At 61.2% G+C, this 26462-nt stretch carries 30 protein-coding genes; 10 read left to right on the top strand and 20 right to left on the bottom strand.

All coding sequences use genetic code 11. The features are described 5' to 3' along the window. Nucleotides 1-28: 28 nt before the first annotated feature. From FFI94_RS33400 to FFI94_RS33390, 3 genes are all read right to left on the bottom strand, one after another. Nucleotides 29-784, bottom strand: a complete 756-nt coding sequence (locus FFI94_RS33400; RefSeq protein WP_138874143.1) for a hypothetical protein — start codon at nucleotides 782-784, stop codon at nucleotides 29-31. A gap of 63 nt (nucleotides 785-847) precedes the next feature. Beyond that, nucleotides 848-2632 (bottom strand): relaxase/mobilization nuclease domain-containing protein, encoded by a 1785-nt coding sequence (locus FFI94_RS33395; RefSeq protein WP_138874142.1) that lies wholly within the window; start codon nucleotides 2630-2632, stop codon nucleotides 848-850. Next, nucleotides 2629-3027 carry a plasmid mobilization protein gene (locus tag FFI94_RS33390; RefSeq protein WP_260684603.1) on the bottom strand — a complete coding sequence of 133 codons (399 nt, stop codon included), beginning with the start codon at nucleotides 3025-3027 and terminating at the stop codon, nucleotides 2629-2631. Before FFI94_RS33390 ends, FFI94_RS33395 begins: the two co-directional genes overlap by 4 nt. 586 nt (nucleotides 3028-3613) lie before the next feature. Here FFI94_RS33390 and FFI94_RS33385 point away from each other — a divergent pair. Genes FFI94_RS33385 through FFI94_RS33375 form a run of 3 tightly spaced genes read left to right on the top strand, consistent with a single transcriptional unit; the run spans nucleotide 3614 to nucleotide 5037 of the window. Next, nucleotides 3614-3973, top strand: coding sequence for a hypothetical protein (locus tag FFI94_RS33385; protein ID WP_138874141.1), 360 nt, complete (start codon nucleotides 3614-3616; stop codon nucleotides 3971-3973). Nucleotides 3974-3997: 24 nt separating this feature from the next. Beyond that, entirely contained in the window at nucleotides 3998-4807 is an 810-nt protein-coding gene (locus tag FFI94_RS33380) for a CPBP family intramembrane glutamic endopeptidase (protein WP_138874140.1), read from the top strand. 32 nt (nucleotides 4808-4839) lie between these two features. After that, nucleotides 4840-5037 (top strand): hypothetical protein, encoded by a 198-nt coding sequence (locus tag FFI94_RS33375; RefSeq protein ID WP_138874139.1) that lies wholly within the window; start codon nucleotides 4840-4842, stop codon nucleotides 5035-5037. Nucleotides 5038-5174: 137 nt separating this feature from the next. Here the strand turns inward: FFI94_RS33375 and FFI94_RS33370 are convergent, their stop codons facing one another. From FFI94_RS33370 to FFI94_RS33355, 4 genes are all read right to left on the bottom strand, one after another. Then, nucleotides 5175-6197 carry a DUF4192 domain-containing protein gene (locus tag FFI94_RS33370; RefSeq protein WP_260684602.1) on the bottom strand — a complete coding sequence of 341 codons (1023 nt, stop codon included), beginning with the start codon at nucleotides 6195-6197 and terminating at the stop codon, nucleotides 5175-5177. 436 nt (nucleotides 6198-6633) lie between these two features. Beyond that, nucleotides 6634-6813 (bottom strand): hypothetical protein, encoded by a 180-nt coding sequence (locus FFI94_RS33365; RefSeq protein ID WP_138874137.1) that lies wholly within the window; start codon nucleotides 6811-6813, stop codon nucleotides 6634-6636. 27 nt (nucleotides 6814-6840) lie between these two features. After that, nucleotides 6841-7635: a hypothetical protein gene (locus tag FFI94_RS33360; RefSeq protein WP_138874136.1), complete on the bottom strand. Its 795-nt coding sequence runs from the start codon at nucleotides 7633-7635 to the stop codon at nucleotides 6841-6843. Nucleotides 7636-7947: 312 nt separating this feature from the next. Further along, nucleotides 7948-8850 (bottom strand): ArdC-like ssDNA-binding domain-containing protein, encoded by a 903-nt coding sequence (locus FFI94_RS33355; RefSeq protein ID WP_138874192.1) that lies wholly within the window; start codon nucleotides 8848-8850, stop codon nucleotides 7948-7950. A 522-nt stretch (nucleotides 8851-9372) separates the two neighbouring features. On the opposite strand from FFI94_RS33355, the gene FFI94_RS33345 reads away from it, so the two are divergent. Further along, complete coding sequence (locus FFI94_RS33345; protein WP_138874135.1) at nucleotides 9373-10203, top strand: hypothetical protein; 831 nt, start codon at nucleotides 9373-9375, stop codon at nucleotides 10201-10203. A 61-nt stretch (nucleotides 10204-10264) separates the two neighbouring features. Next, entirely contained in the window at nucleotides 10265-10618 is a 354-nt protein-coding gene (locus tag FFI94_RS33340) for a hypothetical protein (protein ID WP_138874134.1), read from the top strand. A 63-nt stretch (nucleotides 10619-10681) separates the two neighbouring features. Here the strand turns inward: FFI94_RS33340 and FFI94_RS33335 are convergent, their stop codons facing one another. Both FFI94_RS33335 and FFI94_RS33330 read right to left on the bottom strand, forming a co-directional pair. Continuing rightward, nucleotides 10682-11524 (bottom strand): Fic family protein, encoded by an 843-nt coding sequence (locus FFI94_RS33335; protein WP_138874133.1) that lies wholly within the window; start codon nucleotides 11522-11524, stop codon nucleotides 10682-10684. After that, nucleotides 11521-11736, bottom strand: coding sequence for an antitoxin VbhA family protein (locus FFI94_RS33330; protein ID WP_138874132.1), 216 nt, complete (start codon nucleotides 11734-11736; stop codon nucleotides 11521-11523). The genes FFI94_RS33335 and FFI94_RS33330 overlap by 4 nt, the downstream gene beginning before the upstream one ends. A 280-nt stretch (nucleotides 11737-12016) precedes the next feature. On the opposite strand from FFI94_RS33330, the gene FFI94_RS33325 reads away from it, so the two are divergent. From FFI94_RS33325 to FFI94_RS33310, 4 genes are all read left to right on the top strand, one after another. Next, nucleotides 12017-12643 (top strand): hypothetical protein, encoded by a 627-nt coding sequence (locus tag FFI94_RS33325; protein WP_138874131.1) that lies wholly within the window; start codon nucleotides 12017-12019, stop codon nucleotides 12641-12643. A 55-nt stretch (nucleotides 12644-12698) separates the two neighbouring features. Further along, nucleotides 12699-12959, top strand: coding sequence for a LysR substrate-binding domain-containing protein (locus FFI94_RS33320; RefSeq protein WP_138874130.1), 261 nt, complete (start codon nucleotides 12699-12701; stop codon nucleotides 12957-12959). 95 nt (nucleotides 12960-13054) lie between these two features. Next, the gene (locus FFI94_RS33315) at nucleotides 13055-13432 is read left to right on the top strand and encodes a hypothetical protein (protein WP_138874129.1); all 378 of its coding nucleotides are present in this window, start codon (nucleotides 13055-13057) and stop codon (nucleotides 13430-13432) included. Nucleotides 13433-13532: 100 nt separating this feature from the next. Continuing rightward, the gene (locus tag FFI94_RS33310) at nucleotides 13533-14021 is read left to right on the top strand and encodes a hypothetical protein (protein ID WP_138874128.1); all 489 of its coding nucleotides are present in this window, start codon (nucleotides 13533-13535) and stop codon (nucleotides 14019-14021) included. Nucleotides 14022-14043: 22 nt separating this feature from the next. Here the strand turns inward: FFI94_RS33310 and FFI94_RS33305 are convergent, their stop codons facing one another. The 6 genes from FFI94_RS33305 to FFI94_RS33280 all read right to left on the bottom strand — a co-directional run bounded on the left by FFI94_RS33305 (nucleotide 14044) and on the right by FFI94_RS33280 (nucleotide 20050). Next, complete coding sequence (locus FFI94_RS33305; RefSeq protein WP_138874127.1) at nucleotides 14044-14448, bottom strand: hypothetical protein; 405 nt, start codon at nucleotides 14446-14448, stop codon at nucleotides 14044-14046. 65 nt (nucleotides 14449-14513) lie between these two features. Continuing rightward, nucleotides 14514-14813, bottom strand: coding sequence for a hypothetical protein (locus FFI94_RS33300; RefSeq protein WP_138874126.1), 300 nt, complete (start codon nucleotides 14811-14813; stop codon nucleotides 14514-14516). A 1763-nt stretch (nucleotides 14814-16576) separates the two neighbouring features. Next, on the bottom strand, nucleotides 16577-17653 hold the full coding sequence (locus FFI94_RS33295; RefSeq protein WP_138868710.1) for an IS110 family transposase: 1077 nt from the start codon (nucleotides 17651-17653) through the stop codon (nucleotides 16577-16579). Between the two features lie 206 nt (nucleotides 17654-17859). Next, nucleotides 17860-18669, bottom strand: coding sequence for a DDE-type integrase/transposase/recombinase (locus FFI94_RS33290; RefSeq protein WP_144298321.1), 810 nt, complete (start codon nucleotides 18667-18669; stop codon nucleotides 17860-17862). After that, nucleotides 18626-18958 (bottom strand): transposase, encoded by a 333-nt coding sequence (locus tag FFI94_RS33285; RefSeq protein WP_138874190.1) that lies wholly within the window; start codon nucleotides 18956-18958, stop codon nucleotides 18626-18628. Before FFI94_RS33285 ends, FFI94_RS33290 begins: the two co-directional genes overlap by 44 nt. Nucleotides 18959-19183: 225 nt before the next feature. Continuing rightward, a complete protein-coding gene (locus FFI94_RS33280; RefSeq protein ID WP_138874189.1) occupies nucleotides 19184-20050 on the bottom strand; it encodes a helix-turn-helix transcriptional regulator in 867 nt (288 codons plus the stop codon). 181 nt (nucleotides 20051-20231) lie between these two features. On the opposite strand from FFI94_RS33280, the gene FFI94_RS33275 reads away from it, so the two are divergent. Further along, nucleotides 20232-21083 carry an SDR family NAD(P)-dependent oxidoreductase gene (locus FFI94_RS33275; protein ID WP_138874188.1) on the top strand — a complete coding sequence of 284 codons (852 nt, stop codon included), beginning with the start codon at nucleotides 20232-20234 and terminating at the stop codon, nucleotides 21081-21083. Nucleotides 21084-21285: 202 nt separating this feature from the next. Here FFI94_RS33275 and ribA read toward each other — a convergent pair whose 3' ends face one another. From ribA to FFI94_RS33250, 5 genes are all read right to left on the bottom strand, one after another. Further along, entirely contained in the window at nucleotides 21286-22518 is a 1233-nt protein-coding gene (ribA, locus tag FFI94_RS33270) for a GTP cyclohydrolase II (protein WP_221937834.1), read from the bottom strand. Nucleotides 22519-22629: 111 nt separating this feature from the next. After that, nucleotides 22630-23139, bottom strand: a complete 510-nt coding sequence (locus FFI94_RS33265) for a flavin reductase family protein (protein ID WP_260684601.1) — start codon at nucleotides 23137-23139, stop codon at nucleotides 22630-22632. Nucleotides 23140-23170: 31 nt separating this feature from the next. Beyond that, nucleotides 23171-24211: a tryptophan--tRNA ligase gene (gene trpS / locus FFI94_RS33260; RefSeq protein ID WP_138874185.1), complete on the bottom strand. Its 1041-nt coding sequence runs from the start codon at nucleotides 24209-24211 to the stop codon at nucleotides 23171-23173. 200 nt (nucleotides 24212-24411) lie between these two features. Further along, nucleotides 24412-25593, bottom strand: a complete 1182-nt coding sequence (locus tag FFI94_RS33255) for an IS30 family transposase (RefSeq protein WP_397495611.1) — start codon at nucleotides 25591-25593, stop codon at nucleotides 24412-24414. A 134-nt stretch (nucleotides 25594-25727) separates the two neighbouring features. Beyond that, nucleotides 25728-26291, bottom strand: coding sequence for a GntR family transcriptional regulator (locus tag FFI94_RS33250; RefSeq protein ID WP_138874183.1), 564 nt, complete (start codon nucleotides 26289-26291; stop codon nucleotides 25728-25730). Nucleotides 26292-26462 lie beyond the last annotated feature (171 nt).

Here is a 26462-nt window from a genome sequence, read left to right as displayed (position 1 = left end):
TCAATTACGCCTTTGGTCGAGGCAAGCGTCAGGATGGGCTCATTCGCACGAGCCCTGCAATCTCGTCGTTGAACTTGCCTCGACATGTGGCGTTCCAGAGTGCAACGGCTTCGACATGTTCGACCAATGCTTCGGGAGTGGTGTCAATCGGCCCCAGCGGAAGCAATTCCACATCGGCGAGGGTGCCGACCAGCGGCGGCAACGGCTCGGTTCCTTCCCAGGTATCGAGGATTGCTGCCAGAGTTTGTATGTGCGACGTCCATTGCTCGGTCAGGGTCTGGCGCGCAATTGCCTCGCGGCCGATGAAAGAAAGCGGCACGGAATTTCGCCGCAGTTCGGGAGCTTCGGCGTAGGTGGAGATGCGAAGTAGGTGGTAGGTGGCAACGGACCTCGCGGCCAGGGTCAGATGTGATTGTCCGAGTGCGATCTGGAGGTCACGGGCCGACCGTGAGAGCCTCTCGAACACTTCCTTTGATCGGGTGAAGATCGCCCGAAAGGTCGCCTCGTCAGCTCCGTCCCTATCGTACGAGCGATTGATCTCGACCAGCTCTGTCATCGCCTGGCGGGCGTCCTCGACGAATCTCCGTGCGAATGCCCGTCGGCGTTCCTCTGCGACCAGGAGACGGTCGTGTGCGAACTGCTCGGCGATCAGGTTCCGGTCGTGCTTGAACTGTGCTTTGAGGAATCGGTACGCCACGTACAAAGCGATGAGCGAAAGGATCAACGGAAGCCCGGTGTCCGCGAGCCACTCGGCGTTCCATATCTGCGACCAGAAGTTCTTCACGGCACATTTGAGCACATAGGCCGGACACCGGTTCGCATTCTGTGCGGCGGCGGCAATGTCTGGTTACACGTCTCGTTCGGTGTCCCGGCCTTGGTTGGGTTGTGCGGCGGTGCGCGGTTTGGGTTCGAGCTTCGGGGGGAGCGGTGACGGGCGGACTGCTTCGGTCGGGCTGCTCGGGTACGACAGGCGCAAGGACTTCTGGGCGGCGTCGATCTCTGCTTGCTCTTCGGCGGTGTAGGTCCGCTCGACGGATTCGGGTGCCGTCGTTGGTGTCGTGGTGGTGACCTCATGGGCGGGTTCGTCGCGTTCGATGACCGCGACGGAACCAGTCTCGGCAGATCGTTGTGCGGCGGCGTTGAGTCGTCGGTGTACCGATTCGAGTTGCACTCGACTGACGGTCTCGAGTTGGGCGGCGTAGGCAGCGGCGCCGGCCGCGCGTGATGATGCAGCGATCGCTTCGGTTGCCTTCATCAGTTGCCGCAGCAGCAGTGCGTATCCGGCGGCTGCGTCGAGTCCCGGCTTGCACTGCATGACGATCATCGCTGCGCCGCCCGCGGAGACGATGCCGGCCTTCTTCGCGGCGTGTTGGTGTGCGGGGATCTGCGCGGACCGTCCTAGTTGGACGGACGCTCTCGCGAGCGGTCCTGGTGTGGCTTCGACTTGGGAGGACCACGCAGCGAAGACACCTGCGGTTCGGCCGGCGGCGCGTGCCCATTGTGCTCGGTCGATGACCGGAATGCTGGTGAGGTATTTGTTCCACTGTTCGATGTCTTGCGCGGCGCGTGCCAGCAGTCCGGGATCGGCGACGACGCTCTCGCGTCCCTTGCGCACTGCGGGCTTCTCGCGTCGTGCTGCGCGCCATTCTGCGACGGCTTCGCCGGAGCTGGTGGGGGTGTCTTCCCATTCCTTGCGGAGGCGGGGGAGGGTGAGGTCCTTACCGAGGTGTCCGCCGCCGTAGAAGATCGGTGTGGCATCGGTTCCGGTGGCGTCGCGGTCGGGTCTGACGGCGACCTTGTAGCCGACTACAACGTCATCTCGGCCGGAGGCGAAGCGGGGTCGGACGATCAATCCTTGCCCGCGAAGTCGGCGTACGAATTCCGCTTCGGACTTCGACGATGTTGCGCAGGCGCGCACGCGCCGTGCGAGGAGATCGCGGTCGAGTTCAGCCTGCCCGTTGCGTACCGCGCGCGCATTCTCGGCTCGGTGGTAGCCGCGTTCGCCGGTCTTGCTCTGACGGGACTCGATGACAGCGAGGCCGTGTTCACGCTCGATGCGTGCGGCCGCAACGCTTGCTCGCTTCCAGTCACGGTAGAGGTTGACCTTGGTGCCGTCTTCGCGCACGGCGGATGCGGCGATGTGGATGTGGTCGTTGCCTTTCGCGGACACTCCGTGGCGGACGGCGACCCACCTGGCGGGACTGCGACCGGAGGTGTCGGTGAAACCCATTTCGTCCATGAACTCGGTGGCGATCTTGTTCCACTGCTCGTCCGTCAGCTCGCCTTCGTCGGCTTTGAGTGAGAGTGAGCAGTGCCAGACATTGCCGTCGCGGTACGGGTCGATCGGGTCGCGGACTTTCTTGCCGTGGCTGTCGCGGACGTCCTGGCCGGCGTCGTCGCGTAGGTAGTTCGGGATCTTGATTTCGGTGCCGAACACTTTGCGGGGTTGGTCGATCTGCTTGCCGATCGCGAGAGCGTCGACGCCGCTGAGTTCGTTGTCGTCGTGCCACGCCATGATCGCGTAGTCGCCGGCCACCAGATGGGGGTCGGTGTGCTCGTTGCTCTTGCCCGGACCGGCGAGGTACGACATCAGTCCGGTGACCTTGGCGCCGCGGGAAATCTTGACGATCACGGCGCGGACATCTCGTCGAGGGTGCCGTGAATCCGGTCCGCCAGCCGACGCACGCTGATGAGTGCACCGTTCAGTTCGGCGGGGATATCTCCGGTTGCGTTGGTTGCTTTCGCCATCTGGTTGATGTTGATCGAAATCGCGGACAGCAACCGGAACGCGGAGAACAACTCGGCGGCAAGATCGCGGCGATCGGTGGCAGTTTCACCTGCCTCTGAGAGGGCGGACTCGACCATCAGCCGCGCCACGGTGATGCGCGCTTCCTGCGCACGGCGCAGCAATTCGGACTCCTCCTCGGGAGTCACCTTCACCACGTGCCGGCCAGCTCGACCGCCCGGCACATTCTCCCGGCGTTCACGACGGAACCGGCGGGGTCGACTGACCTCGTCTTCACTCATGTCCGTCGTGCCTCCCTTCGGCCCAGCGCAGCGCCCCCACCACGTGGGGCTACACGCCAGTGTCTCAGGTCCAGAGCGCAGCGGCAAGATCTGACCGAACTTAGGGCACCTAAATTACTATCTTGCTCTGCCGAGGCCTAGATTTCGGGGTCACTTCCGTCCTGAGTCTCGTCCCCGAAGTCTCAAAAGCGCCAGGACGAGCCTGCGAGTTCCTCCGGTTTCGAATTCGTCCCCATTTGGGGGCTGGTCCCGATTGTGGGTGCCTGAGACGTAGCGGAGCGGAGAGGGAGATCTCGGGCATCCATATGAGGATCGGAGCAGTCCCGATCTGTGGGCGAATCTCGGAGAAAAGAAGATGCGCCGCGCGGAGCGCGTCGATACGCAGTTCGGGTGGTTGATGTTGCCCATAGGCGGGCACCGGGGTTCTCGGCATTGGGCACACACCAGATTCCTCCGCTCCGCGTCTGGTGTGCACACAACGCCGCCCCGGACACCCACCCATGGACAACCGGCAGTGTCCGTGAATTACGCTTAGCGCGCGTTCAGTGGCGCACGGTCGGGCGAGATTTCTCCTACGATGTAGCGCATGAACACGACACCGAACACACCGGACTTCGAGGCACTCGACGCGGCTATCAAGGCGGAAGCCGAAGAGAAGATGAAGATCATCCGCGTGGTCGCAACCGCACACAAAGAACTCCTCGACACGCGAGAGGAATTCGCCCGCAAGGATGCCGCGAACGTCGGCAATCTCGACGCAGCATTGACCGAAGCGTTGCGCGTCGGGTTCACAGAAAGCTCGATCAAGCAGTGGCGCGTCGACGCTCCTTCCAAGAAGGCGCCGGCTCGCCGGTCGGCAACGAGAAGGAACACGACGACCAAGCCTGCAAACAAAGTGAAGGACTCCATTCCGGCGAAGGAATCGACATCGGAACAGAGTGCGTAACCCGGCACTGGTCTCGACCAGAGTATGACCGCCCGCACTTGGTCGCCGCGACGGCGGCGATATTTGCCACGCAAAGCGACGATCTTCCGCTTTTCCACGACTGCCGTGTTTGCGATCACGATCGCCGCGATTGCATTCGCTGTCGATGTACCCAATGTCAGTTCGATCACGGCAGCCGTGGCGTTCGTTCTCTTCACGATCATTTTTGCTGTGCTGGACCGCAGCTACAGACACGGCAACAAGCGTGTCGATCGTGCCGAGTTCGTTCGAATTGGTCGATGGATATCGGCGACCCTGCGCCGCTCGGTTTTGTGGCTGGGGTTCGTTGTTCCTCGTCCGAACTCCTCGCGCTCGGTCGCAATTCGGATCGTGGTGTGGGTGCTCGTTGTCCCAACGCTCCTCGGCATTTTCGCTTATCTCTTCCTCGCCTACGGCATCCACACCGATGCACGGTGGCCGGTCACATCTCCGGATGAAGTTGCGGCCAATGAAGCTCGGAGAGCGAGCATCGTTCGCGGCGGCGTTTACACGGCACTAACCGCCGCGTTTCTCACCGCCGGGCTTGCGGAGGAAGTTGTTTTCCGTTCGGTCGTGCTTGCCGAGCAACGCCGCGCATCGAGCACTTGGATCTCGGTGTCGGTGGTTGCTGCTCTCGCCTTGACTGCGTTCGTACTCAGCCATCTCGAATTCGGACAGGGCAACCTCGTCACCGCCTTGGTCATGGGTGTCGTGTGCACAGCGATAGCGCTGTACACACGTTCGCTGTGGCCGGCGATTGTCGTACACGGGGTGTACGACGCAATCATCATGGTCGATATGGCGCTGTCCGTCTGATGTAGACGGACCCACGAAAAAGGATGTCAGTTGTGACCGATCAGAACTCGAACGCCGATCCCCGCTCTGCTGTGGAGTCGGAGCTGTATCAGAGCACGAAGCATCTACGCGTAATCACCGATGCGGACCTTGCCGCGGTTGTCGAAGGTTTGACTGGCGAAGTCGTTGATCGCGCTCGGATCGATTTCGCGTTTCCCGCGCCAGGAACCACGGATCACTTGTTCGATTGATCTTCCGCGCGCCGCATTGCACGGGTGGCGCTCTGGGGAGCTGGCGCAGCGGTTGTTCGGGCTCGATGCCCGAACAATCGCCACCGCATACGGGAGCGGCCCCGACTTCTTCGCGAAGTCGGGGCCGCTGCCGTTTTTCAGCTGTCCAGATTGTCGACGTCGACGCCGAAGGATCGCGCTGCCTCGGCGCTGATCGCGTGCAGTTGTGTGGTGACTGCGGCGGGTGAGACCGCGTGCTCGAGTGCAAAGTCGAGCAGGTTGCGCAGTGGGGTGTCGTGTTCGCCGTTGCCGTCGATGACGGCGGCTTGGGCGGCCTCGAGTGCGATGCCGGTACTGGGTCCGTCGCCGCTGATGTAGGAGCAGTACGCCGCGACGGTGAGAATCTGGATGCGAGCGTTGCCGCGTACCTGGCGGGCGATGGTCGCGAACGCGTGGGCGGCTGCGTGCTCGTTTCCGTTGGCGGTGAACATCAGGGCATCGCGTGCGGTGGGGCTGATGGTGGCGCACAGTCCGACACGGGCGGCCAGCTCGGCGTCCGGGTTGCCGCGTGTGCGGATGAGTGTCGCGAGTTCGGTGACGGCGTGGCGAACGAAGTCCGGTCCCTGCGCGTGCAGCGCTGCGTGTGCGGGTGCGGTGTCCGCTTCGACGGTGACGGCGTAGCGGGCGGCGATGTCCTCGCGTGAGGCTGCGGTGGTGCGGCCCTCTTCGACGGCGTTGTGAATGCTCAACGTTGAGGCGTTCGGGTCTTCGGTGAGTCCGGTCGCGTACGTGTCGAGGTCGGTCCACAACGCTCCGGCTTCGAGCGCGGTGACGTGCAAGGCGAGCATGTCGCGGATTCCGGCGTCACGGAATCCCTGGCGCAGGATCGCGATCTGATCGAGCGCGATGACTGCGGCGGCGTCTTCGGCGACGGCAACGCAGATCGTGGCGGTGGTCTCGGCGCGTACAGCGGCTTGGAGGTACGGGGCGGGATCGAATTCGGCGCCCTCGCCGGTGGCGGCGTCGGTGCGCGTGACAAGGGCAATCTGCTTGGTGGTTCGGCCGTCGACGATTTCGTCTTTGAGCATGATCACGATGACCGAGGCGATCGGGATGAATCCGAGCATGGTGGGGATGGAGGCAAGTACCTCGGTGGCGGTGTTCAAACGGATGCGCTGCATGTCGTTCCCCTCGCTGATGAAAGTGACCGGGCCTCGTGCCCCGCCAATTTTTTTCGCCTTCTGGCAAAGGAGAATCGCGTCGGCATGAGGGGGCTGGAGTGCCACCCCTGGGCCGAGAAAATTTCGGCGGGAGCTTGCGAGTGACGAAAATTTCTCGGAGCCATCGGCCGGCGCTTGCGGCGCCAGGGGTTGCGCGCAGGTCACCGCCGACGAGAATCGGAAGGCCAGAAGGAGAACAAAAAGATGTTCTTCATCCCGGCGCAGCGCAGCGGAGTTCATTTCGGGGGACACCGAAGGTGGCCGGCCGCCGGGCAGGCGTCACCTTTCCGCAGGCAACGTGCAGTCGCCAACACCTACTGCCCGCGGGCGGACATAACAACGGTCGGTGGGTCAGCGGCGCAGAAAGCGCACCACTGACCCACCGACCGGGATTCTGCTAGGACTTCTTGTCGCGTGAGCCGCCCAAGCTCAGGATTGCTGTCAACAGTGCTCCGACGAGCAGAAATCCGACAACGCGCGTGCTTCGTTCAGCGCCACTGAGATCTGCCCACGTCAATAGCTGCGCGACGACTGCGACGAGGTAGAGCAACAGGGTTGCACTCGTGAACTTGTTCATGACGCGAGCCTAACTAGCGCGATGCGCTCAGAAGTTGATGTAGGTCGGGTTCGTGCTCTTTTGCATCGTGGCCGGGCTGCCGCTGTAGCCGATGGACAGTCCACCGATGAAGGACGCGGACACCGATCCGGCGCTGCCGCCGTCCTGGTTGTGCTCGTACGCGAACTGCGCTCCGAACGACTGGGCGTCGCAGCCGAGTTTGCGGGTGACGGTGGAGCTGATGTGTCCGTGGTCGACATTCAGTTTGAAGCCCGATACCGCATCGCGAAGGCCGACGATGGGGGCGCCGCCGACGCCACCGTCTTTGAGGTACGCCGCGCTGTCGGTGGTGCGTTCCCCGTCGTAGTAGTACGAGTTGTACGTCGTGGAGACCGTGGTGAGGCAGCGGTTGGAGAAGTCGAACATGATGGAGGCGAAGTCATCGGGTGCAGATCCGTTGACGTAGTCGTCACGAAAGTTCCACGTACCCATGTACGTTGCGGTGCGTCCCGGGGTGGGCAGCCAGTATCCGACAACGCTGAATGCATCCGTGGGGACTGCACGGGCGGCGATACCTTCCTGCGGTGCCTGGTTGCTCAGGAGGTCTGCCGTTGCGGCGTCTACCGGTCCGTCGACGCCGGAGACACTGAACTGGATGCTCTGGCCGAGCTGCTGTTCAGCCAGAGCATTGATGCCGATGAAGTCATGGGGATTCTGTTCTGCGTACGCGAGCAAAGGATCGGCCGCCGGGGCAGGTTCTGCGGTGGCGGTAGGCGCAGCGGCGAGGGCTGCGAAGGAAAGGGCCGTGATGGCCGTTGCGGCCCATGCTTTCGACTTGACCATGAGTATCTCCATCTTCGATGTACGTACCCGACGATTACTGAACAGTTACTGACCGTAGCGTAAGTTCAAAATTTCGCAAACCGATTGGTACGTACTTCATCGAAATGCCCCTGATATTTCGAGAAAAGTGCAGTTCGTTCGCAAAATGTGCGCCTATTCTGCGCCCGCCCTCAATGGGCAGCGCACCGATCCAGATTTCTAGCAAATAGACAGTGATCGACCGGGCGAGGTTTCATTCCGTAGACTTTCGGGTGCGACACCGGGCGGGCTCCTACCGCCCGGTGTCGCACTGCGTTTGTGGGGTGCTGCCGTCTATGCGGCTGCGGTGTCCTCGGCTTCGTCGGTCGCGGGTTCGAGTGCCTCGGCGAGGGTGTGGACTGTTGCGAGGACTGCGCGGGCGGTGTCGGTGATGACCTCGAGGTCTCCGTCTCCCCATCCGGCGATGTAGCCGATGCTGTAATCGGTGGTGTCGAGTCCGAGCAGTCCGGCCAGGACGTACGCGACGGATTCGGCTTCCACTTCGGCGCGGCCTCGGTGCAGCTCGGCCGGGGCGACGTCTCCGCTGGCGTGCATGAGCGCGTGGGCGGCTTCGTGAATCATCGTCTTAGCGGCTTGGGCGTCGCTGATCGTGTCGTCGACGATGATGCGGCGTGATCCGTCGAGGCTGGTGCGGCCGTTCGATTCTCCGGCGATGTGCTCACGGGTGACGGTCCATCCCTGCTCGGTCATCACCTGCGCGATGCGGGCATAGATCGCGGCGGGGTCTTCGCCTTGCAGTCGGGTGGTGATGGTTTCGGCGGCTGCTGCGGGGTGTCCTTCGATCGGGTCGGTTTGGGCGATGTCGAACACGGACAGGATCGGGAACCGTGCTGCGCGGAGGGTGGTTTCCTCGCCGGTCTCGGTGTCGGTTTCGGTGATCTTCTTGGTCGAGTAGCCGAAAATCTTGATCGACTTTTCGCCCTTGCGGACCTGGCGTCCGAGTTCTTGCCACTTGCGGAATCCGGCGACCTGGCTCGCGTTCGGGGCCTGCGAGAAAATCAGCATGACGTTGTTGAAGCTGTACGCGTGGAACGCTGCTGCGGCGGTCAGGTAGGCGGTCCATGCGTCGGTGTCGGTGAGCTGGGCGACCTTCGCGGTGATGCTCTCGTGCAGTGCGGCGGCCTGCTCGCGTCGCGCTGCGCTCTTGTCTGCCATGGTCTTTGCTGGTGCACCCATAACTTTTCGGCCTCCGCTGATCCGGTGGCGTCCCCCTGCTCGGCGGCCGCCAATTTTTTTGCCCTGCTGGCAAAGGAGAATCGCGTCGGCATGAGGGGGCCGGAGCGCCACCCCTGGGCCGGGAAAATTTCTCTGCGAGCGTGCGAGTAGGGGCCTGAGAAAATTTCTCGGAGCCCTCGGGCCGGCATCGCCGCCAGGGGTTGCGCGCAGGTCACCGCCGACGAGAATCGGAAAGCCAGAAGGACAAACAAATCAACGCTTTTCGCTGGTGCGGAGCGCAGCGGAGCTCAATTCGGAGGACGCCGGTAGGTGGCCGGCCGCCGGGCAGGCGCCAACACACCGCCGGCAACAGGCCAGGCGTTCGCACCTCCCACTCGGGTGGCTGGCGGGGTGATTGTGCGGGAGCGACGGAGGCCGGCCACGCTTGGTGTCGCGGTAGCTCTCTCGTTGGTCGGGATCGGCGACGGAAACGGTTGACCGTCTTAGCTGATGAGAATGGATCTGATGATGCATAATCCTCACATGAAACTGGGAATTTACCTCAACTCTAATGCGATCACTTCCCTCGATAGGGAGATCGCTCCGACAGAAATGAAGTCGTTCATTGCGCGGCAGATCATCAAGAACGCAGATGATCGCGCCGTCGAAGCGAAAGAACATTCAATAATTTTTTACAATTCGGTCATAAATTCTGCAAACAACATAACAGGACGCCAGTTGTATGTCCTCGAAGGGGACGGCTACGGTTCTTTCGAACCAGTCGAGATCGCTTGGCACGACGGTGAAATTGGCGCTGCCATCAGAGCTATGAGTGCGGCCGAGATTGCTGAGTTTGCGGCAGAAATGGTGACTCAACGATACTTGGATCTACAAGCGACAAATGAGGTTTTCGAGGTATTCAATTTCGGTGCGCGGATTCGACGATCACACGGGACGACATCGGTAGAGGTTCTAGAATTTACCGACTTGGACCAGCAGATCGAAGAGTCAGCACATCCAAATATTCGGATGCTGTTTGAGCGGGCGGAACATTGCCTCGAACGCGAGGATTACGCAGGGGTTTTGGGGGCAACTGCGTCCGCAATGGAGGCCCTGGCGAAAGAGACAGTCGGGACGGACAGCGTTTCAAATCAGTCGTTGGGTGGATTCTTTGAGGGATACAAAAGAGCATCTAAGCTGCCGGATCCTGTAGCCGACTACATTTTGGAAATTTACAATAAGCGCAATACGGACGCGAACGCGGGACATGGAAGCCTCCTGGAAACTACGGTGACTCGTGACGAGGCCGTGTTTTTGTTTAATATAACTAAGGCTTTCGTTGCGTGCGAGAATACTCTGCGCGATTCCGCGTGAGCGGGTTGGTGGCGCCGCTGTTTTTGGTCTTATCCGCAGTGCGCCGCTTGATAGGGAATAGGTGAGGGATAGTTGGAGTCCTGAGTTTCGGCCGGGGAAGTGGGAGCGGGACAAGGAGCAGTTCGCGGCGTGGATGACCGGCGCGGATGTTCGTGGGCCGTGGAAGCGTCGCCGTTTCGGAATCTGGCGCGAGGAGCAGTTTTCGGCCCAGATGCGCGCTGCTCGCGAGGCTGAGCAAAAGCGTCAAGCGGAGCTGATGGCGAATCCCAGTGCTGAGCTTGTTGAGGCATATCGGGAGTTGCAGGCTGCGGAGACTGCGTCGGGCGCCAGGATCGGTTGCGCACGTGGCGGCGATATGACTGACCCGAAAACGGTTCGCGCTCTTGCTCGGCTGCTGAGCGATCACGCCGAATAATTCCAGCAGGAGCAGAGAGTGAGCCACATTTATTGTGGTCAGCCCGCTTTTGTCCGGATGTTGTCAGTCGCGGCCGAGGTCGTGTTCGCGTTTCGGCTGGCTCGGTCGCGGTGGTTTGAGGTCTTCGGGGGCTGCGCTGCGGGCACGGTGCGTGGGTGATGCGGGGAAGCTCATGCGGGCTCGGTTGGCGATGTCGCTGAGCTCGTTGGGGTTGTACGGTTCCCGGTTTCCGCTGCGGAGGTGCTCGATCATCGCTTTGTGATGCTCGGCTACCTCGAGGTGGATGACAGCGCCTTGGGTCTTGGCGAGTGTGGGCGGTTCGGTGTTGTTGCGGTGTACGCCGACCGCGAGGACGTCGCGGAGTGGTGTGTGGTTTGCTTCCATTGCGACGTAGCGGGCTGCTTGTACTGCGGAGGCGTGGACTTTTTGCCAGTCGATGGTCCAGCCGGAGGATTTGAGGAGTTCGTCGAAGAAGACTCGTTGTGTGCGGGAGTTGCCGTCTCGGAATGGGTGCAGGACGGTGGTTTCGCCCCAGTGGTAGGCGAGTCGGTCGACGGCGCGGTCTTTCGGGAGTCCTTGGGGGAAGTTGTCTTTGGCGATTCCGCGGAAGATGAATGCGGCTTGGTTTTCGATGTGTTCGGGTCGGCAGTGTGGGAGGTTCATGCCGACGGCGCCGGTGTCGCGGGTGCGGAGGGTGCCGGCCCAGTCGTAGACGTCTTGCAGGATGAATTGGTGGATCTTTTTCAGGTGGTCGAAGTCGAAATTGCCTGGTATGGGCTGTAATTCGAGTTGCAGGATGCGCTGATACGCCGCTTCGGTTTCGTCCTCGAGGAGTGCTTGTGGGTCGGTGTGCCCGAGTTTGTTGATCAGGACCCCTGTTTCGGGGTCGACGTACGGGTCTTTCAACTGCGGGCAGCTCGGCGGCGGCGGTTTTCGGCGAGGACGAGTGCGACTGCTTCGTCGCCGGTGATTTCTCCGCGTAGTTGCCGGCGTCCGACTTCGATGCCGTATTCGGTGGGTTCCATGCCGGCCATGCGGTGTCCGGCGGTGGCGGCGGCGATGGCTCGGTCGATCTGGGCTTCGGTCATGTGCGACTGTGCGTTGCGTGCAGTGGTCACCGGTGCTCCTTCGTCGACTCGGGCGAGCGTGGTGGCGGGCGTTGCGCACCGTTGTCCATTCTACCTGATCATTGCCACTTTCCTATGGTCAACATCCGTTGTGGGGCGGTGTCAGAACAGGGCATTTCGGGTGGCGGGAGTAGGCGAGTCTGCCGACCGGCAATGTCTCTCGTTGAACTGTTACCGCCGCACGCTCGGACAGTAGTCAGGCATATTCTGTCGGTGCACGCTCCTACAGTCAGCTCGGGTAACAGTTCGGATCGAGTGTCAGGAGCAGGCGATGACGTTCGTCAACGATGCTCCATCGCCGCTGCCCGGCATGCCCGACAACACTCCCGCGCTACCGCCGTTCCAGATGACGTTGATCGGGCAGCCCCAGCCGGTACGCATTCCCGAACGTCTGTGGCAGTCCTGGCTCGCCGACCCTGCCGTCGTCGCCCGGTTCGAATCCAAACGCTTCCGACGGCGTCAGCACCTGTGCTGGCCCTGGATCGGCGGGGTGTCGTCGACCGGGCATGGTTCGTTCCGGGCGGCGAGCCTGCCCGGGCCGTCTCGCCGTGGGACCGTGCCGGCGCATTTGTTCGCCTACCAGCTCGAATACGGTGTCATCTCGAGGTTGGGCTGGTCCAACACCGACGATGCGGTGCTGTGCCACCAGTGTGACTTCGCCGGCTGCACCAACCCGGCACACATGCGGTTGGGAACCAATCGCAGCAACCGCAGCGAATACGAGCTTCGGCGACGCAACATCACCAGCCCCCTCGCCGACGTTCGAGGCCCCGCGGGTCGCACTCGCGCCATCGCCGCCGCGATCCGTACCGGGATCGAACAGAACGAAGGAAACGACGTCATCGACGAGCGCATCGCTGCGGCCGAGGTTGCAGGACGTCCGCTCTCACTCTGGTAGCGGCCCGGCACTCAAATACAGCTGCAGATGTGTTTCATGAACACATTTCGCTGTAGTGCAATCCATTGCACTACTCGAGGCCGGAATCGAGCCGACAATTCGATATGAGGTGTCGGAATACTCGACTCAACTCGCCCTCGTCGAAGCGGGGCTCGCTGTTGCCTTAGTTCCGGAGACGGCGCGGGCAAAAACCGCTGGCGTGCGATATCTGCCCACCGAGCCGGCCGTGACACGTTCGTTGCGAGCGGCCAGTTCGACCCGAATTCCCGCAGTCGGTGCATTACTCGATGCGCTGAACAGCATCCTCTCGAAGTGATCAAAGTGAGGCCGGGCACCGAGCCACGCGCAACACACCGAGCAGTGCCTCGGTCACGTCCCGACGGACGTACCAACTGTTGGCCATAATCGTGCATGCGAAAAGGGAGGCGGCTGTGGCCGACGAACGCCGTCGCGGCGTTCGTCTTGCTTGTGATCGCCGGGATACTCGTCGTGGGGTCCATCTACGGCGGTCTCTACTACTGGCGACACCGCACTCCCGCCGACGGATTCCCGATCAGTCTCACCTACCGTCACCGGCACTACAACCGCACCGGTGACCCCGTCGCCGACATGTCATGCTCTGCGAGCGGGTACGACTACTCGAAAGTCGACCACCTCGACGACGAGAACCTCGACCTGTACGTCGCAGTTCGGACGGGGCAGCCCGTCGCCACTAGTCAGCCCGTCACCATCCTCGCGCGGGGAGAGAACGGCACCTTCATCCCGTACACGCTCCAAGGCGGGCCCTGAGAACAACTCCGCGCGGAACCACCCGGGCGACCACAGATCGCACCACCCCACCGACAAAGGACAACCGCATGGGTACTCGCTTCTGGCGCGATAGCCAGCCATGACCTCTACGCGGGACATGCGTTCACTCGGCACGGAATTCCTGCTGCTGATCACACTGCTCGTACTGCTCGGATCCTCCATCGTGGGGCCGATCCAAGCGCTCCACGAGCCTGTCGCTGTCACCGTCCGTCCCGTCAGTGATGCGGCGTACCCGTGCGGGAGTGTCGCCGACCCCGACTTCACACGCGTCCGTTGGGCGGATGAAGAAAATGCGAATGATTCGGCAGCACGCCGAGTGCCTCCCCTGGAGCCTTTGTGCGTTCAGACACTCGATGAAACGAAGAAGCACGTCCTCGTGCTCAGTGTGGTCCCCGCCCTCGCCGGTGTCGCCATCATCGTGAGCATTGTCCGGATGGCGCTGGCGTTCACACGACGAAGCGGTGCCTGGGATAGGTGGAAGCTGTTGCCGCCGATGACGAATCCAGTCGCCATCGCTGTGGGCTTCGCCGCACTGATCGTGGTCCTTGTAACGCGTCCGCTCCGGTGACGGACGAGGACAAGTCGGCGGCTCAGGGGCCTCCCTGCAGCGAGTAGCCGTAATACTCCCCGTCTCGCCAACGCAGATAAATGACGGTGCTGGTCTCGTAGCCGGTGTATCCGATGATCGGGTAGCCGAAGGGCACCATCGTGTTGATCTCCGACTGCCGATCAGGTTCCGGAACTTCGTCCAGCGGGGGAAAGAGGTTGCGCTGGTAGTCGCGTCCGTGCATGCTGATCCGCTCCGGTGTGTGAAACGGCCACGTCAGCGAATGATAGTTGGACGCGAACCACAGATAGGCCACACCGATCGACGCCACCAGCACCCCGACCACGATCATCACGACGCGCTTCAGCGGATCTGCCCAGTACAGTTCCGCCGCGTCGACGAACCGCACCGAACGTGGAAGGTGAGCTCTCTCGCTGTCGCCCGACATCAGTTGAGTGTCCCGCACCGATCGCTGAGGGTAAACCAAGCGAGCCCGATCGGAGTCTGGATCAGCTAGCGGTCGTTGCCCATTCTCCTGGTCGTGGCGACCTTGCCAATCGCATTCGCGAGCCAAACGAACAACGCCGTCCCCACAGCCACGATCCACGCGGAAACAATGATAATTCCCGCGATGAAGCTGTACCGCTGGAACCACGGCTGCCCTACCGCGGTGTGAGCATAATCCCAGCTCAAACCACCCACACTGCTCGCGAATACGCCCAGCAACCCGATCGTCAGGACTACACCCGCGAATACCGCAACTTTCAATTTGAAGCGCTGGCCGCTGTCGAGCCGAATGCCATAAACCGTCATCGTGCAGCCCTCCCGAACCGAGTCGGACCGTGCAAAAAATCTTGTCTATTACCAGGCTAAGCCCTTCGACAGGCACTCACGACTGTTCTGAGCTGAATGAATCGCCCAGCGTGAACACCATGCCCCGATTCGCAGAGAACTTGCTCCTGCCTCCACCGTCCGTGGCACTCAGAACCAATACCGCCAGGGACCGAAAATCGCCGCGCGGAGATCGCCCGCTCGCCCGTCAGCATGCCTGACGCAAGGCCGAGCACCACCATCGATTCTGCTCGAAGGACCGTCTCAGGTTGTCCGCCGTCTTCGAGCACGACCCACCATCGACGAGCACACGCGAGATGTCGAAACTGCAGGCCGCCACTCTCCATGCAGATAGCGATTTCCTTCGAAACCTGTTGCTGCACAGATCCTTAAGAGAATAATTCGATGAAAAAATGACATAATATCTATTAGCGGCGTAATACGCCGCACCACAAACCATTTCGTTGTCAACAGCTCGTGAAACATGCGTTTCGTTGAATGCGTGGAGCCTGGTTCGTTCTGACGGTGGGGAACGAGGAACGAGCAGTGGAGTTCTTATGTCGGCTACATCTCGGGCCGGGCGTTCCCAACAGCAGTGACCCGGCTGACACCGGCACACCAGTCGCGGGCCTGTGGCGACATGTATCCGAGAACTTGCAGGCAGTCTGTCAGTCGAGCCGCGATGTTGACGTCCAGGAGAGGTTCCATGTGCGCAACCCGATTGCGTAGCTTGACCAATCGGATTAGTCGGGCGTGGACCAATTTGACCGCAGGTACAGCGAGCACTTGGTTCGCACTGTTGCCGGCTGCCTGAGGAAAAGCATAAACGAGTGCGGCCGACCACAGGTTTGGGTTCCCCGACAGCGCCTTCTGCGGATCCGGGAGAAGTTTCGGCCACAAGCTGAAGGAGAGCTGCGCCACTACATCGTCGTGTGTAATCGCAGCCGTTTTCCGATGGTGCCCTGGGTGCCGACTGTCGCGCGCTCTTTCTGCGTGGACCTGCGCTTGAACGACTGCACGCTTCACCAAACCCCGGAGAGGTGGAGCCGGGTTGACGGTCCAGTCGACAGGGTACTGCTCGCCAGTGGCCACATCGTTCCCACGCCCGGGGTTCCAGATCCTCAGCTCCGCGTCGATAGCGTTTCGAACACCGACTTCCACAAAACCCAGAACCTCTTGGAACGCGGCCGCCATTTGCATGTTCCACTGGTACAGAGCCAGAGCATCAGCTAAATCATGGCCGGCGACCTCACGGTACGGCGCGGCCCCGCAGCGCCGATGAGTCGTGCGGCTTCTCCCGCCGTCGTTTGGGTCACTGGCCGCGCCCTCACTTTCCACCTGTCATAAGCTTGTGTAAGCTGATCGGTGATACGGGAAACAAGAGTTCCCGCTCATACATGAGGAAGCCCCGGGCACGCGCTCGGGGCTTCGCTCGTTCTATGCACCCTATCGCGTGCACATATCAGCGATGGCCCCGTGCGGGCACTCGCCAAACTGACCGCGGGCGTCGATCACTGCAGTCGGTGCGTTCTTGTCGCTGCCAATCTTCGGTGTGGTCTGGGTGATCACCTCAGCGGTTCGGTAGATCATGCCTCACATCAATTTCCGGTTCCCGGTTGTAGAACGCCACCCATTGCGCGGTGGCCAACGACAGCTCCGCGGGGAATCGGGGTTGATCGTCGACGAGTTCATTCTTGTAGTCAGCGTTCACCGACTCGGCGAGCGCATTGATGCTCCTATAGTTGTCAAATCGCGTTGGCACTGGTCACGGGATTGTTGACGAGGTGATAGACCTCGCGGATGACGTAGCGTTTCAGGCAGCGAATGATGTCTCTTTTGGCCTTTCCTTCGGCGGTGCGGCGTGCGACGTAAATTTTGGTGGGCTCGTGAAACCGCATGCGTACGATGACTGTTCGATAGATGGCGGCATTGAGCTGCCGATGACCGCCGTGGTTGATCCGGTATTTCCCGGTCGTCGTCCCTGAGGACGCAGGGATCGGACTGATCCCGGCAAGCTTGGCCAATGCAGCTTCGGACTTGATTCGCTCCGGGTTGTCACCGAACACGATCAAAATCTCCGCTGCCGTGTCAGTTCCGATTCCATATGATTGAACGAGTTGTGGTGCAGTAGTTTTCACTAATCGTTCGATATGTTCGTTCAACTCAGCTGCTTCATGATCGAGCATGAGCCACCGGTGGGCGAGGGTTGCCAGCGTGATCTGCATCGAGTCGTCAGGACTGTCCAGATGCTCGACGGTCAACGCTGCGCAGTGACGAGCCAAGGTGATTTGTGTTTTCCCAGCCATTTCGGCGCGTAATACTTCCGGTGCATGCACCAGCATCGCTTTCAGCGTCACCATTGTCGTGGCACGCGCCTTGACGGCAGTGTCATGTGCGACTTTGAGTTGGCGAATCATCTCGACCGTTCCGTCGGCGGTTTTCGGTTCGGCGGTAGCGAACCCGGCCATCACTGCTTTCGCCGCATTCTGGGCGTCGATCGTGTCCGATTTTCCGACCAGTCGGCGTATCCGTCGATCCGGTCGGGCAACTTCGATGACGCGGTAGCCGCGACGTCGGATGAACGAGGTCAATGCACCACCGTAGGAGCCGGTCCCTTCGATTCCGAAGGCTATCGGCTGTCCGAATGACTCGGCCCACGAGAGTAACTGGATAAATCCGTGCGAGTCGGCGGGAACGCTGATGGTCGAGAGCAAACCGGCGGTGGTGTCGAATACCGCACCGACATGCACGTATTTGTGGGTGTCGATCCCGACAACAACATCGCCTGATTTCGTAGTATCTACAGCTGTGGTGGTGGCCATGACGGTTCCTCCGGAACGTCGATCCGATCTACCATGGGTTGCACACTGGCATCAGGCCTGATCGACAGGACTGTCACGGGGACGCTCGCAAACCGACCTCCAGGCTCCTTATCAAGTCAGATCGGGCGTGATGCCAGTGCCGTGCGCCCAATTAGAGGGCTGACAGATCAACGCAAAGACACTGAAAGGGTCACTCGTAACAAGAGTCAAGCCGCTCTAACTGGGACTTTGCCGAATCTACGCGCATAGACCGGCAGGAACAGACTGACAGTCGTAGCTATCGCCGACACTGCCGATCGAGGCCGCGATTCCTTCTTCGGCCAGGCGCTGCCCGAACGTGATCGCTGTGTACTGGGCAGGTTCAATCGGTCCTGCGAGCCAGCATCCGAGTGGTGAACTATATCGCTCAAATCTATTACACCGCAACGCCTTCGACTATCGATTGCGTTGTCTATCGCGGCCAACACTAGATCCGCCGTCATCTCCGATGTCACTTTCCATCCGACGATCTTGCGAGCGAACACATCAACAACGAACGCGGTGAATGCCCACCCCGACTGCGTGCGGCAGTAGGTGAAATCAGCCACCCACAAACGGTTCGGAGCTGACGCCATGAACTGGCGATCCACGAGATCCTTCGCACGCGGGTGCGCCGGATCGGAGACCGTGGTGCGGATCGATTTCTTTTCCAGCGCACCGCGCCATCCTATCTCCCGCATCACCCGCTCAACAGTGCACCGAGCGACATCAACACCATTGCCGAGCAACACAATCCATACCTTCCTAGAACCAAACACTTTCATGAAAAGTTGCCGCTTGCGGAGCATATAGATCGCATCGATAACCTGCGCGTCGGTCAGCATCCGGGTCGACGGACCGCGGTTGAGGTGTTCGTAGTATGTGGACGGGGCAATGTGAATGCCGTGCTCAGAGAGCACCGCGCACATCGAATCGACACCCCAGAAGAGCCCATCAGCACCCACCCGGTTGCCCCGGTGGGTGCCGACGAAGTCCACGATTATCGGTGTGGCCGGTCGATTTCGGCCGCAAAAAAGCCGACGCCGCCTTCAGAATTCCGTTCGCCCGCTTGAGCTTGCGCACCAACTCGCTCTCAGCCGACGCCACCGAATCTGCAGGCCCCGCCGCCGGAACCTTACGGACCCACAGACGGACCGTCTTCGCCGAGCGCACACCCAGCAAGTCCGCCGTCTTTCCCATCGCCGCCCACTCCGTCGACCCCTGCGCCACCATGTCCACGGCATCCTTCTTCAACTCCGCCGAATACCGCTTCGATCCCGCTGCCATAGGTTTCATCTTCCCTTGAGACGGGCCCTCCGGAAACACCGGGACGGATGAAACCTGCGGCACAGCAACATGTCAGGCTACTGGCGGGCTGCGGTGGAAGCGCCCCGCTACTGCGGTCACGCTACGCTTCGTGAGAGGCACTCGACTCGAGCCGCGCACGTACGCAACTTTGTCTTGCCTTCGTCCGCGCGGATCCTGTCTTGGTATTGACCCGCCCACCTGCTTTCACCGTCCGCGCATCAACTTGTCGTCGGAGATTGACCAACTGGCAAGAACATTGATGGCCTGTCTGGAACTGGTGCCGGGCTCGGTCGTGTACACGAACAACGTTTGCTCGGGATCGTCCGGCAGGGTCAGCGTCTCGTATTCGACCGTCAGGTCACCGACCACCGGATGCCGCAGCCGTTTCGACCCGTGTGTTCGTTGATACACCCGATGCTGTGACCACCACTGACGGAAATCGTCACTCTGGTCGATCAAGTCATCGACGAGTGCTCGGGTGGCCCGATCATCCGGATCACGCCCGACCTCCAACCGAAGGCTCTCCACAGCTGCACGTGCCTGCATCTCCCAATCGAGAAACAGATTTCGCGGTTCGTCACCGAGGAACATCCACCTGGCGTAGTTGCGGTCGCGAGGCAGAAAGTGATCGAAATCGGCGAACAGTGCACGGGACATCCGGTTGGTGGCGAGTACGTCGGACCTCCTGCCGAGGATGAGGGCCGGCTGGTTGTCGAGAGCATCGAGAAACTGGTAGAGCCCGGGGCGGACTCGCTGCACGGGTGCGGCGCGACGGGGAGCGGTCGCCGACCGGCGGCCGATCAGGTTTCCCAGATGAGCTCGACCGGCGCCGTCGAGGTCAAGTGCCCGGGCAATCGAGTCGACGACCCCCGTCGAGGGAGTGATGCGCCTGCCTTGCTCCAGCCGCGTGTAATAGTCGGTCGACACCCCAGCCAGCAGGGCAACCTCTTCGCGACGCAGACCTGGCACCCGACGCACCCGCCCGTCGGCAGGAAGACCGGCCCGGGACGGGTCGACCTGGCTCCTCGCCCGCCGTAAGAAATCGGCGAGTTCACGATTGACCTCACTCACCCATTCATCATGGCGCACCGGGCCCACCGCAACCTGGGTCGCGGAGTCCTAGGCTCGCCGATCCTCGGTCGGGAAGGGCCGAATATGCACTCCTGAACTGCCGCGGCGGCCTCAAAACTGGAATCACCCGCCGAAACGCCACCGGGCCTTTCGGTACCCCTCACACAAGGAGTGAACAGACATGACTGCCACCACCCCCACCACCTGGTTCGTCACCGGCGCCTCCCGCGGTCTCGGACTGGAACTGGTCAAGCAACTACTCGAACGCGGCGACAACGTCGCCGCCACGACCCGTTCGACCGACCGGCTTCGTGCCGCCCTGGACGGAGTCGACACCGACCGCCTCCTGGCGCTGGCAGTCGATCTGGTGATCGCGGATGACGTCGACGCGGCGGTTCGGCAGACAACCGATCGCTTCGGCGGGCTCGACGTCGTGGTGAACAATGCCGGGTACGGCTACCTCGCGGCCGTCGAGGAAACGACGGACGCCGCCGCACGCCAGATGTTCGATGTTCAGATCTTCGGGCTGTGGAATGTACTGCGGGCGGTCTTGCCGATCTTCCGTTCCCGGCAGAGCGGTCACATCATCAATGTCTCCTCTGTCCTCGGCCTGACGGCGATGCCGGGCTGGGGTCTGTATTGTGCCGGAAAGTTCGCACTCGAGGGACTCAGCGAGTCACTGGCAGCGGAGGTTTCAGAGTTCGGGGGCAAGGTCACGATCGTCGAGCCCGGCTACTTCCGGACCGACTTCCTGACGACCGATTCTCTGGCCCTGCCCGAATCCATCACGGCGGGCTACGAATCGATCCGGGAGATGACGCAGGATCACCTCGATCTCCACGGCAGCCAGCTCGGCGACCCTGCCAAGGGAGCCGCGGCGATCATCGCGATCGCAAACTCGAAAGTCGGCCCCTTGCGGCAATTGCTCGGGTCCGATTCCTATGCCTACGCCACCGCCAAGGTCGATGCGCTGACCGCCGACTTCGAAACAGGCAGAGAACTCACCCTCACCACCGACTACCCACAGAAGTAAAATCTGTGGGCCGGGTCGGGACGCGCCTAAATGATGCTCTGCTCGGAAGCTGGGCTCGGCGGCGTGGCGGGTGAACTACACACACCCCGGCACTCAACTTGTAAAGCTGGCACGGGGTTTAGCGCTCCTACATCAGGTAGCGGCACTGGATTCTGCATGGTGGGGTGTCGTTCATTGCTCTGCACTCGCTGGGACGAGGCGGCTATGAGGGCAGTGCATGTGGAAGGTCGAGGAGGTGCCCCATCCGATCTCGTTTGGTACGCAGGTAGGTGAGGTTGTCAGAAGTCACCGTGACAGGGAGTTGAACCCGTTCAGCGACGGATAGACCACCGTTATCGATGGAGGCAATCTTGTCGGGATTGTTTGTGATCAGGCGGATCCGTTCGATACCGAGGTCGCGCAGGACCGCTGCTGCCACGCTGTAATCGCGATCGTCAATCGGGAGGCCGAGTTGCAGGTTCGCGTCGACTGTGTCGCAGCCTCCCTCCTGGAGTGCGTATGCGGTCAGCTTTCGTCCTAGCCCGATTCCGCGCCCTTCCTGTCCCCGCAGATAGATCAGAACACCGGCACCGTCGGAAACAATCTGCCGCAGAGCGGCTTCGAGCTGGGTGCCGCAGTCGCAACGGCGTGAGCCGATCAGGTCACCGGTGAGGCATTCGCTGTGTATTCGAGCCAGAACACCCTCCGTTCGGATGTCGCGAGTGTCGATGTTGCCATGAATGAGAACGAGATGTTCGATCCCGTCCGCGAGGGAGAGGTACGAGCGAGCCTGAAATAGGCCATAGGCAGTAGGAAGATTCGCTGATTCACTGGACGTGACGACCTTCTCGGTTCGCTTGCGGTGATCGACCAGCGCTGCAATGGTGATCATCGGAATGTCATGTGTGGCGGTGAACTCTGCGAGCGCGGCACCGGACAGCGGCACACCGTTGTCCCCGACAACCTCGGTGATTACAGCAACTTCACGACACCCAGACAATCGCATAAGGTCGATCGCGGCCTCTGTGTGCCCGTTGCGCTGGAGTACCCCACCCGGGCGTGCGCGTAGTGGGAACACGTGGCCAGGGCGCCGCAAACTCTGCGCCCGGGTGCTCGAGGATGCAAGAGCGCGGATGGTGAGAGCGCGGTCTTCAGCAGATATGCCTGTCCCGACACTCATCGCATCGACTGTGACGGTGAAGGCTGTGCCATGGTTGTCGGTGTTCACCGGCACCATCGGAGGCAGATCGAGATCATCTGCGATGGCGCCGGTCATCGGGGTGCAGATGATTCCGCTGCCGTACCTGAGCATGAACACCACATCTTCTGTGCTGATGTGTTCGCCTGCCATGATCAGGTCGCCCTCGTTCTCGCGGTTCTCGTCGTCCACGACGAGAACCATCCGTCCAGCGCTGATCGCCTCAGTCGCGACGGTGATTGTCGCTGATGAGTTCATGTCAATTCTCCAATGGTGGTGCAGGAACGGAGTTACCTGCGAGGCCTCATGCGCGTCAGGCATTGCGGTGCGCGCCCAGCTTCGAGTATGGGACGCCGTTGGCGCCACCGGTCAGCGAAGTGCGCTGTCGGCGGGCGATGCCAGGTGGTAGCGCCCCCGGTAGTACAGCAACGGGTCCTTACTCGGAGTGGATTGCAAGTCAGTCACCTCGGCGGCGACGATCGTGTGATCACCGCCGGCATACTCGGCCCACAGTCTGCATTCGGCCCAAGCTAGTACTCCATCAATGATCGGCGATCCGTTTGGCCCAGGCTGCCAGCGGACTCCGGCAAATTTGTCGGTGCCCGAGCGAGAGAAGGCGGAGCTGGTGTCGATCTGGTCGCCGGCAAGCACATTGATCGCGAAGACTCCGATGTCCCGGATCTTCGGCCACGTGGTCGACGAGTGCGCTGGACAGAAGGACACTAGTGCCGGCTGGAGGGACAGCGAGCTGCCGTTTTCGGCGGGGTCCTGATCTTGATGAAGATGCCGGAACGTCCTGCCCCGGCGTAGGAGTGCAGCAGCAAGGCCCGCACCGAGTCGGCGGATTCCAGGGATCGTCGCAACACGATGAATGTCCAAACTACTGGAGTGCGCTATAGGTAGGAGTCGATCAGTAAATGGTGCCCATTGCGGTTCGGACTTCATCGAGGGTCTGTTGGGCGATTTCGTTCGCGCGCTGGTTTCCGATGCGCAGGACGTCGGCGACATGGTGGGGGTCTTGGGCGAGGTCTTTTCTGCGTTGCCGGTGAGGGGCGAGGAAGTCGTTCACGAGCGTGGTGGTGAGCTTTTTGAGAGCACCGGCGCCGGCGTCGCCGATCTGGTCGGCGAGGTCATTCTCGTCGCGACCTGAGCACAATGCTGCTGTGGTAAGCAGTGCGGATACCCCGGGGCGGTTGATCGGGTCGAAGGTGATGCGGCGTTGTGAGTCGGTCGGTGCCTTGCGGATCACCGCTGCTGTGTCGTCGGCGGTCATCGACAGTGTGATGGCGTTCCCGTAACTCTTGGACATCTTTCTGCCGTCGAGTCCAGGTACTTCGGGGCTCGAGGTAAGCAGCGCTTGAGGTTCGGGGAAGACCTGGCCGTAACGATCGTTGAAGCGTCGCGCGATCACACGAGTCATTTCGACGTGTGGGAGGTTGTCTTTCCCCACCGGGACGAGGTTGCCCTTGCAGAACAGTATGTCCGCAGCCTGATGGACCGGGTAGGTGAGCAGAAGGCCGCTGAGGGCACGTCCGGACGCAGCGTGTTCGGCCTTGACTGTCGGATTGCGGTGCAACTCGGCCTCGGTGACCAGGCTCAGGAACGGCAACAGGAGTTGGTTCAGCGCGGGTATCGCAGAGTGGGTGAAGATCGTCGCTCGTTGCGGGTCGATGCCTGAGGCAAGGTAGTCCAGCACAGCGCCGTACACGTTGTCGCGGATGTTGCCGATGGCGTCGCGGTCAGTGATGACCTGGTAATCCGCGAGGATGATGAAGGTGTCGACGCCGCGCTGGTGCAGGCGGGCTCTTTCGGCGAGGGTGCCGAAGTAGTGTCCGAGATGTAGTGGACCGGTAGGGCGTTCACCGGTGAGGACTCGATAACGGCTCGGGTTTTCGGCGATGTCGTCGTGCAGACGGTCGCTGCGTGCAGTGGTGGTTTCGAGGGAAGTCAACGTAGGGCTCCTGAATGGTCAGGGGCTGTACGGAACCTCGAGCACGGTCAGGATTGACTTGCGCGTGGGCTGCATACAGCCCACGACATGGTTAGACGGGCTGCGAGAGCAGCCGCCACCATGTCTGTCGAATCACGATCACCCGGCCAGGATAACAGTTCATCGCGATGTTGAACGATGATGCAACTCGGTCGCGATGGTTACGGAGACAAGTTATCGAGCAAACCGCGGAGGCGATTTTCGGGCGTACTCCAACCGAGTATTTTGCGGGGCCGGTTGTTGAGCTCGGCGGCGACTGCATCGAGATGCTCGCGACTGTGCGATGCCAAGCTCGTCCTCTTAGGAAAGTACTGCCGCAGCAAGCCGTTCATGTTCTCGTTGGAGCCGCGCTGCCACGGGCTGGCGGGGTCGCAGAAATAGACAGGAATCTGGGTGTCGAGCGTGAATCGGCGGTGCGAGGCCAGTTCAGACCCCTGGTCCCAGGTGAGTGATCGAACTAGATGTGCAGGAAAGGGTTTCATCCGTTCAGTCAACGCAAGGCGTACCGACTCTGCGCCTCGGCCGAGTGGGAGGTGCAGCAGAATCAAGTATCGCGTGCTGCGCTCGACGAGTGTGCCAATCGCGGAATTGCTGTCTTTGCCGATGATCAGATCTCCTTCCCAATGACCGGCCACGGCTCGATCTGTCACCTCGTCGGGCCGTTCGCTGATCATGACCATCGGATACGTAAAACGCGGCCTCCGCGCGGAGGCCCTGCGATGCGGTTTTCTTGCGGTGCGGCCGGTCCTCAGTGCAGCGGAAACTTCTCGTCGAAGTGCGCCACGACCTTGAAAATAGAGAGATCGATAGATGGTTTCGTGGGCCACCTGCATCTCATCCTGGTGCGGAAACTGCCGCCGGAGGGTCTGGCAAATCTGTTCAGGACTCCACCGCAAGCCCAATCGTTCCTGAATGAATTGCCACAGTTGCGGATTCGCGGTGATCTTACCTATCTTCGGTCTCGGCCTTCGTGCGTCTGCTCGTGTTTGTGCAGCGAAGGGGCGGTAGTCGCCGCTAATCGGATGGCGATTTCGACGGATCTCTCGACTGATCGTGGAAGGACTTCGGCCTAACTCAAACGCTATCGTGCGGATTGTCGCGTTCTCGCGCAATCGATCCGCGATGTGCACCCGATCGGACGCCACGAGGTACCGGCTGGGGCCAGCAAGAGGCACCACCGAATCGATCGGCGGCGCCGCTGCACTCACTCCGGACGCGTTGCGTCCATTCCTCCAACGCCGACCGGTTTTGGGATTGATTCCAACGATTCGGCAAGCTTCGTTGTTGCTCAGCCCCTGCTTCATGAGCTGCAAGTATGCCGCTCGCTCGTTCCGGAGCGGCATACGTCCTTGCGCGCTGCTTCGATTCGTCCGGATCTCGAATTCCATCGCACCTCTTAAGCTGCGGTGTTGCGACGATCCTTAGAACCCAAGGTCCGGTGCGGGCCTTGTTGGTTGGTTAGCCCAAGATCGTGCGCCTACCGATCGAGAGATCGGCCTCGGGTTTCAACCCTGTCGTCGCCGAGCGTGGACCCGTATATCCGCACTGCGTATTTTCGCGCGTCGGATGCAGTGAATCCTGCATAGCCGACGGTCTTTTCGGCGACGTCTTTGTCTTCTCCGAATCGGACCAATATCTCTACGGCGAACGATTCCGCTGCGAGTCGCGATGGGTGGATGCTCTCGCCGAAGTAGACGCCGGTCGATTTGTCCTCGAATTCCACGATGTACATCACGCGGTCCCGGAGGGCGTCCAATTGCTCGGCGATGCCCTTGATTTGGTCTGCCACGGCGGCGAATGCATGGCTTCCGCCGGGCGGGAGTTCGGAGACCAGAAAGTGACCGCCGTGCCGACCTTTTCGGCTCTGGACCATTCCTGCATTGATGAGCGGCGCATAGGCCGCTCGACCGGGGTGAGGGCCTGCATCGACGCCGAAGAATTCTTGGTTCAAGTCGTCGAGAGTTGGCATCGCGCTTTCGACTTTGTACATCCCGGATCGGATCCGGTCCAGCAGCACTTGGGTGACTTCTGAAGGGGTCACGTTTCCTCCGTGATATTTGATTTCTTCACCGGAACTCTACCGAGATTCAAAGTAGCAGCGCGCGGCCTGACTCGCAACCGCACCCGGATGCAGCGTGTTAGCGCATTTCTGCGGGCTTGACCATCAGGGGCCAGAAATTGACCCAATCGTTGACAGAAGTGTGACCCGCAC

The organism is Rhodococcus sp. KBS0724, from assembly GCF_005938745.2.
GTDB lineage: Bacteria > Actinomycetota > Actinomycetes > Mycobacteriales > Mycobacteriaceae > Rhodococcus_F.
This window is presented reverse-complemented; position numbering and strand designations above follow the sequence as displayed.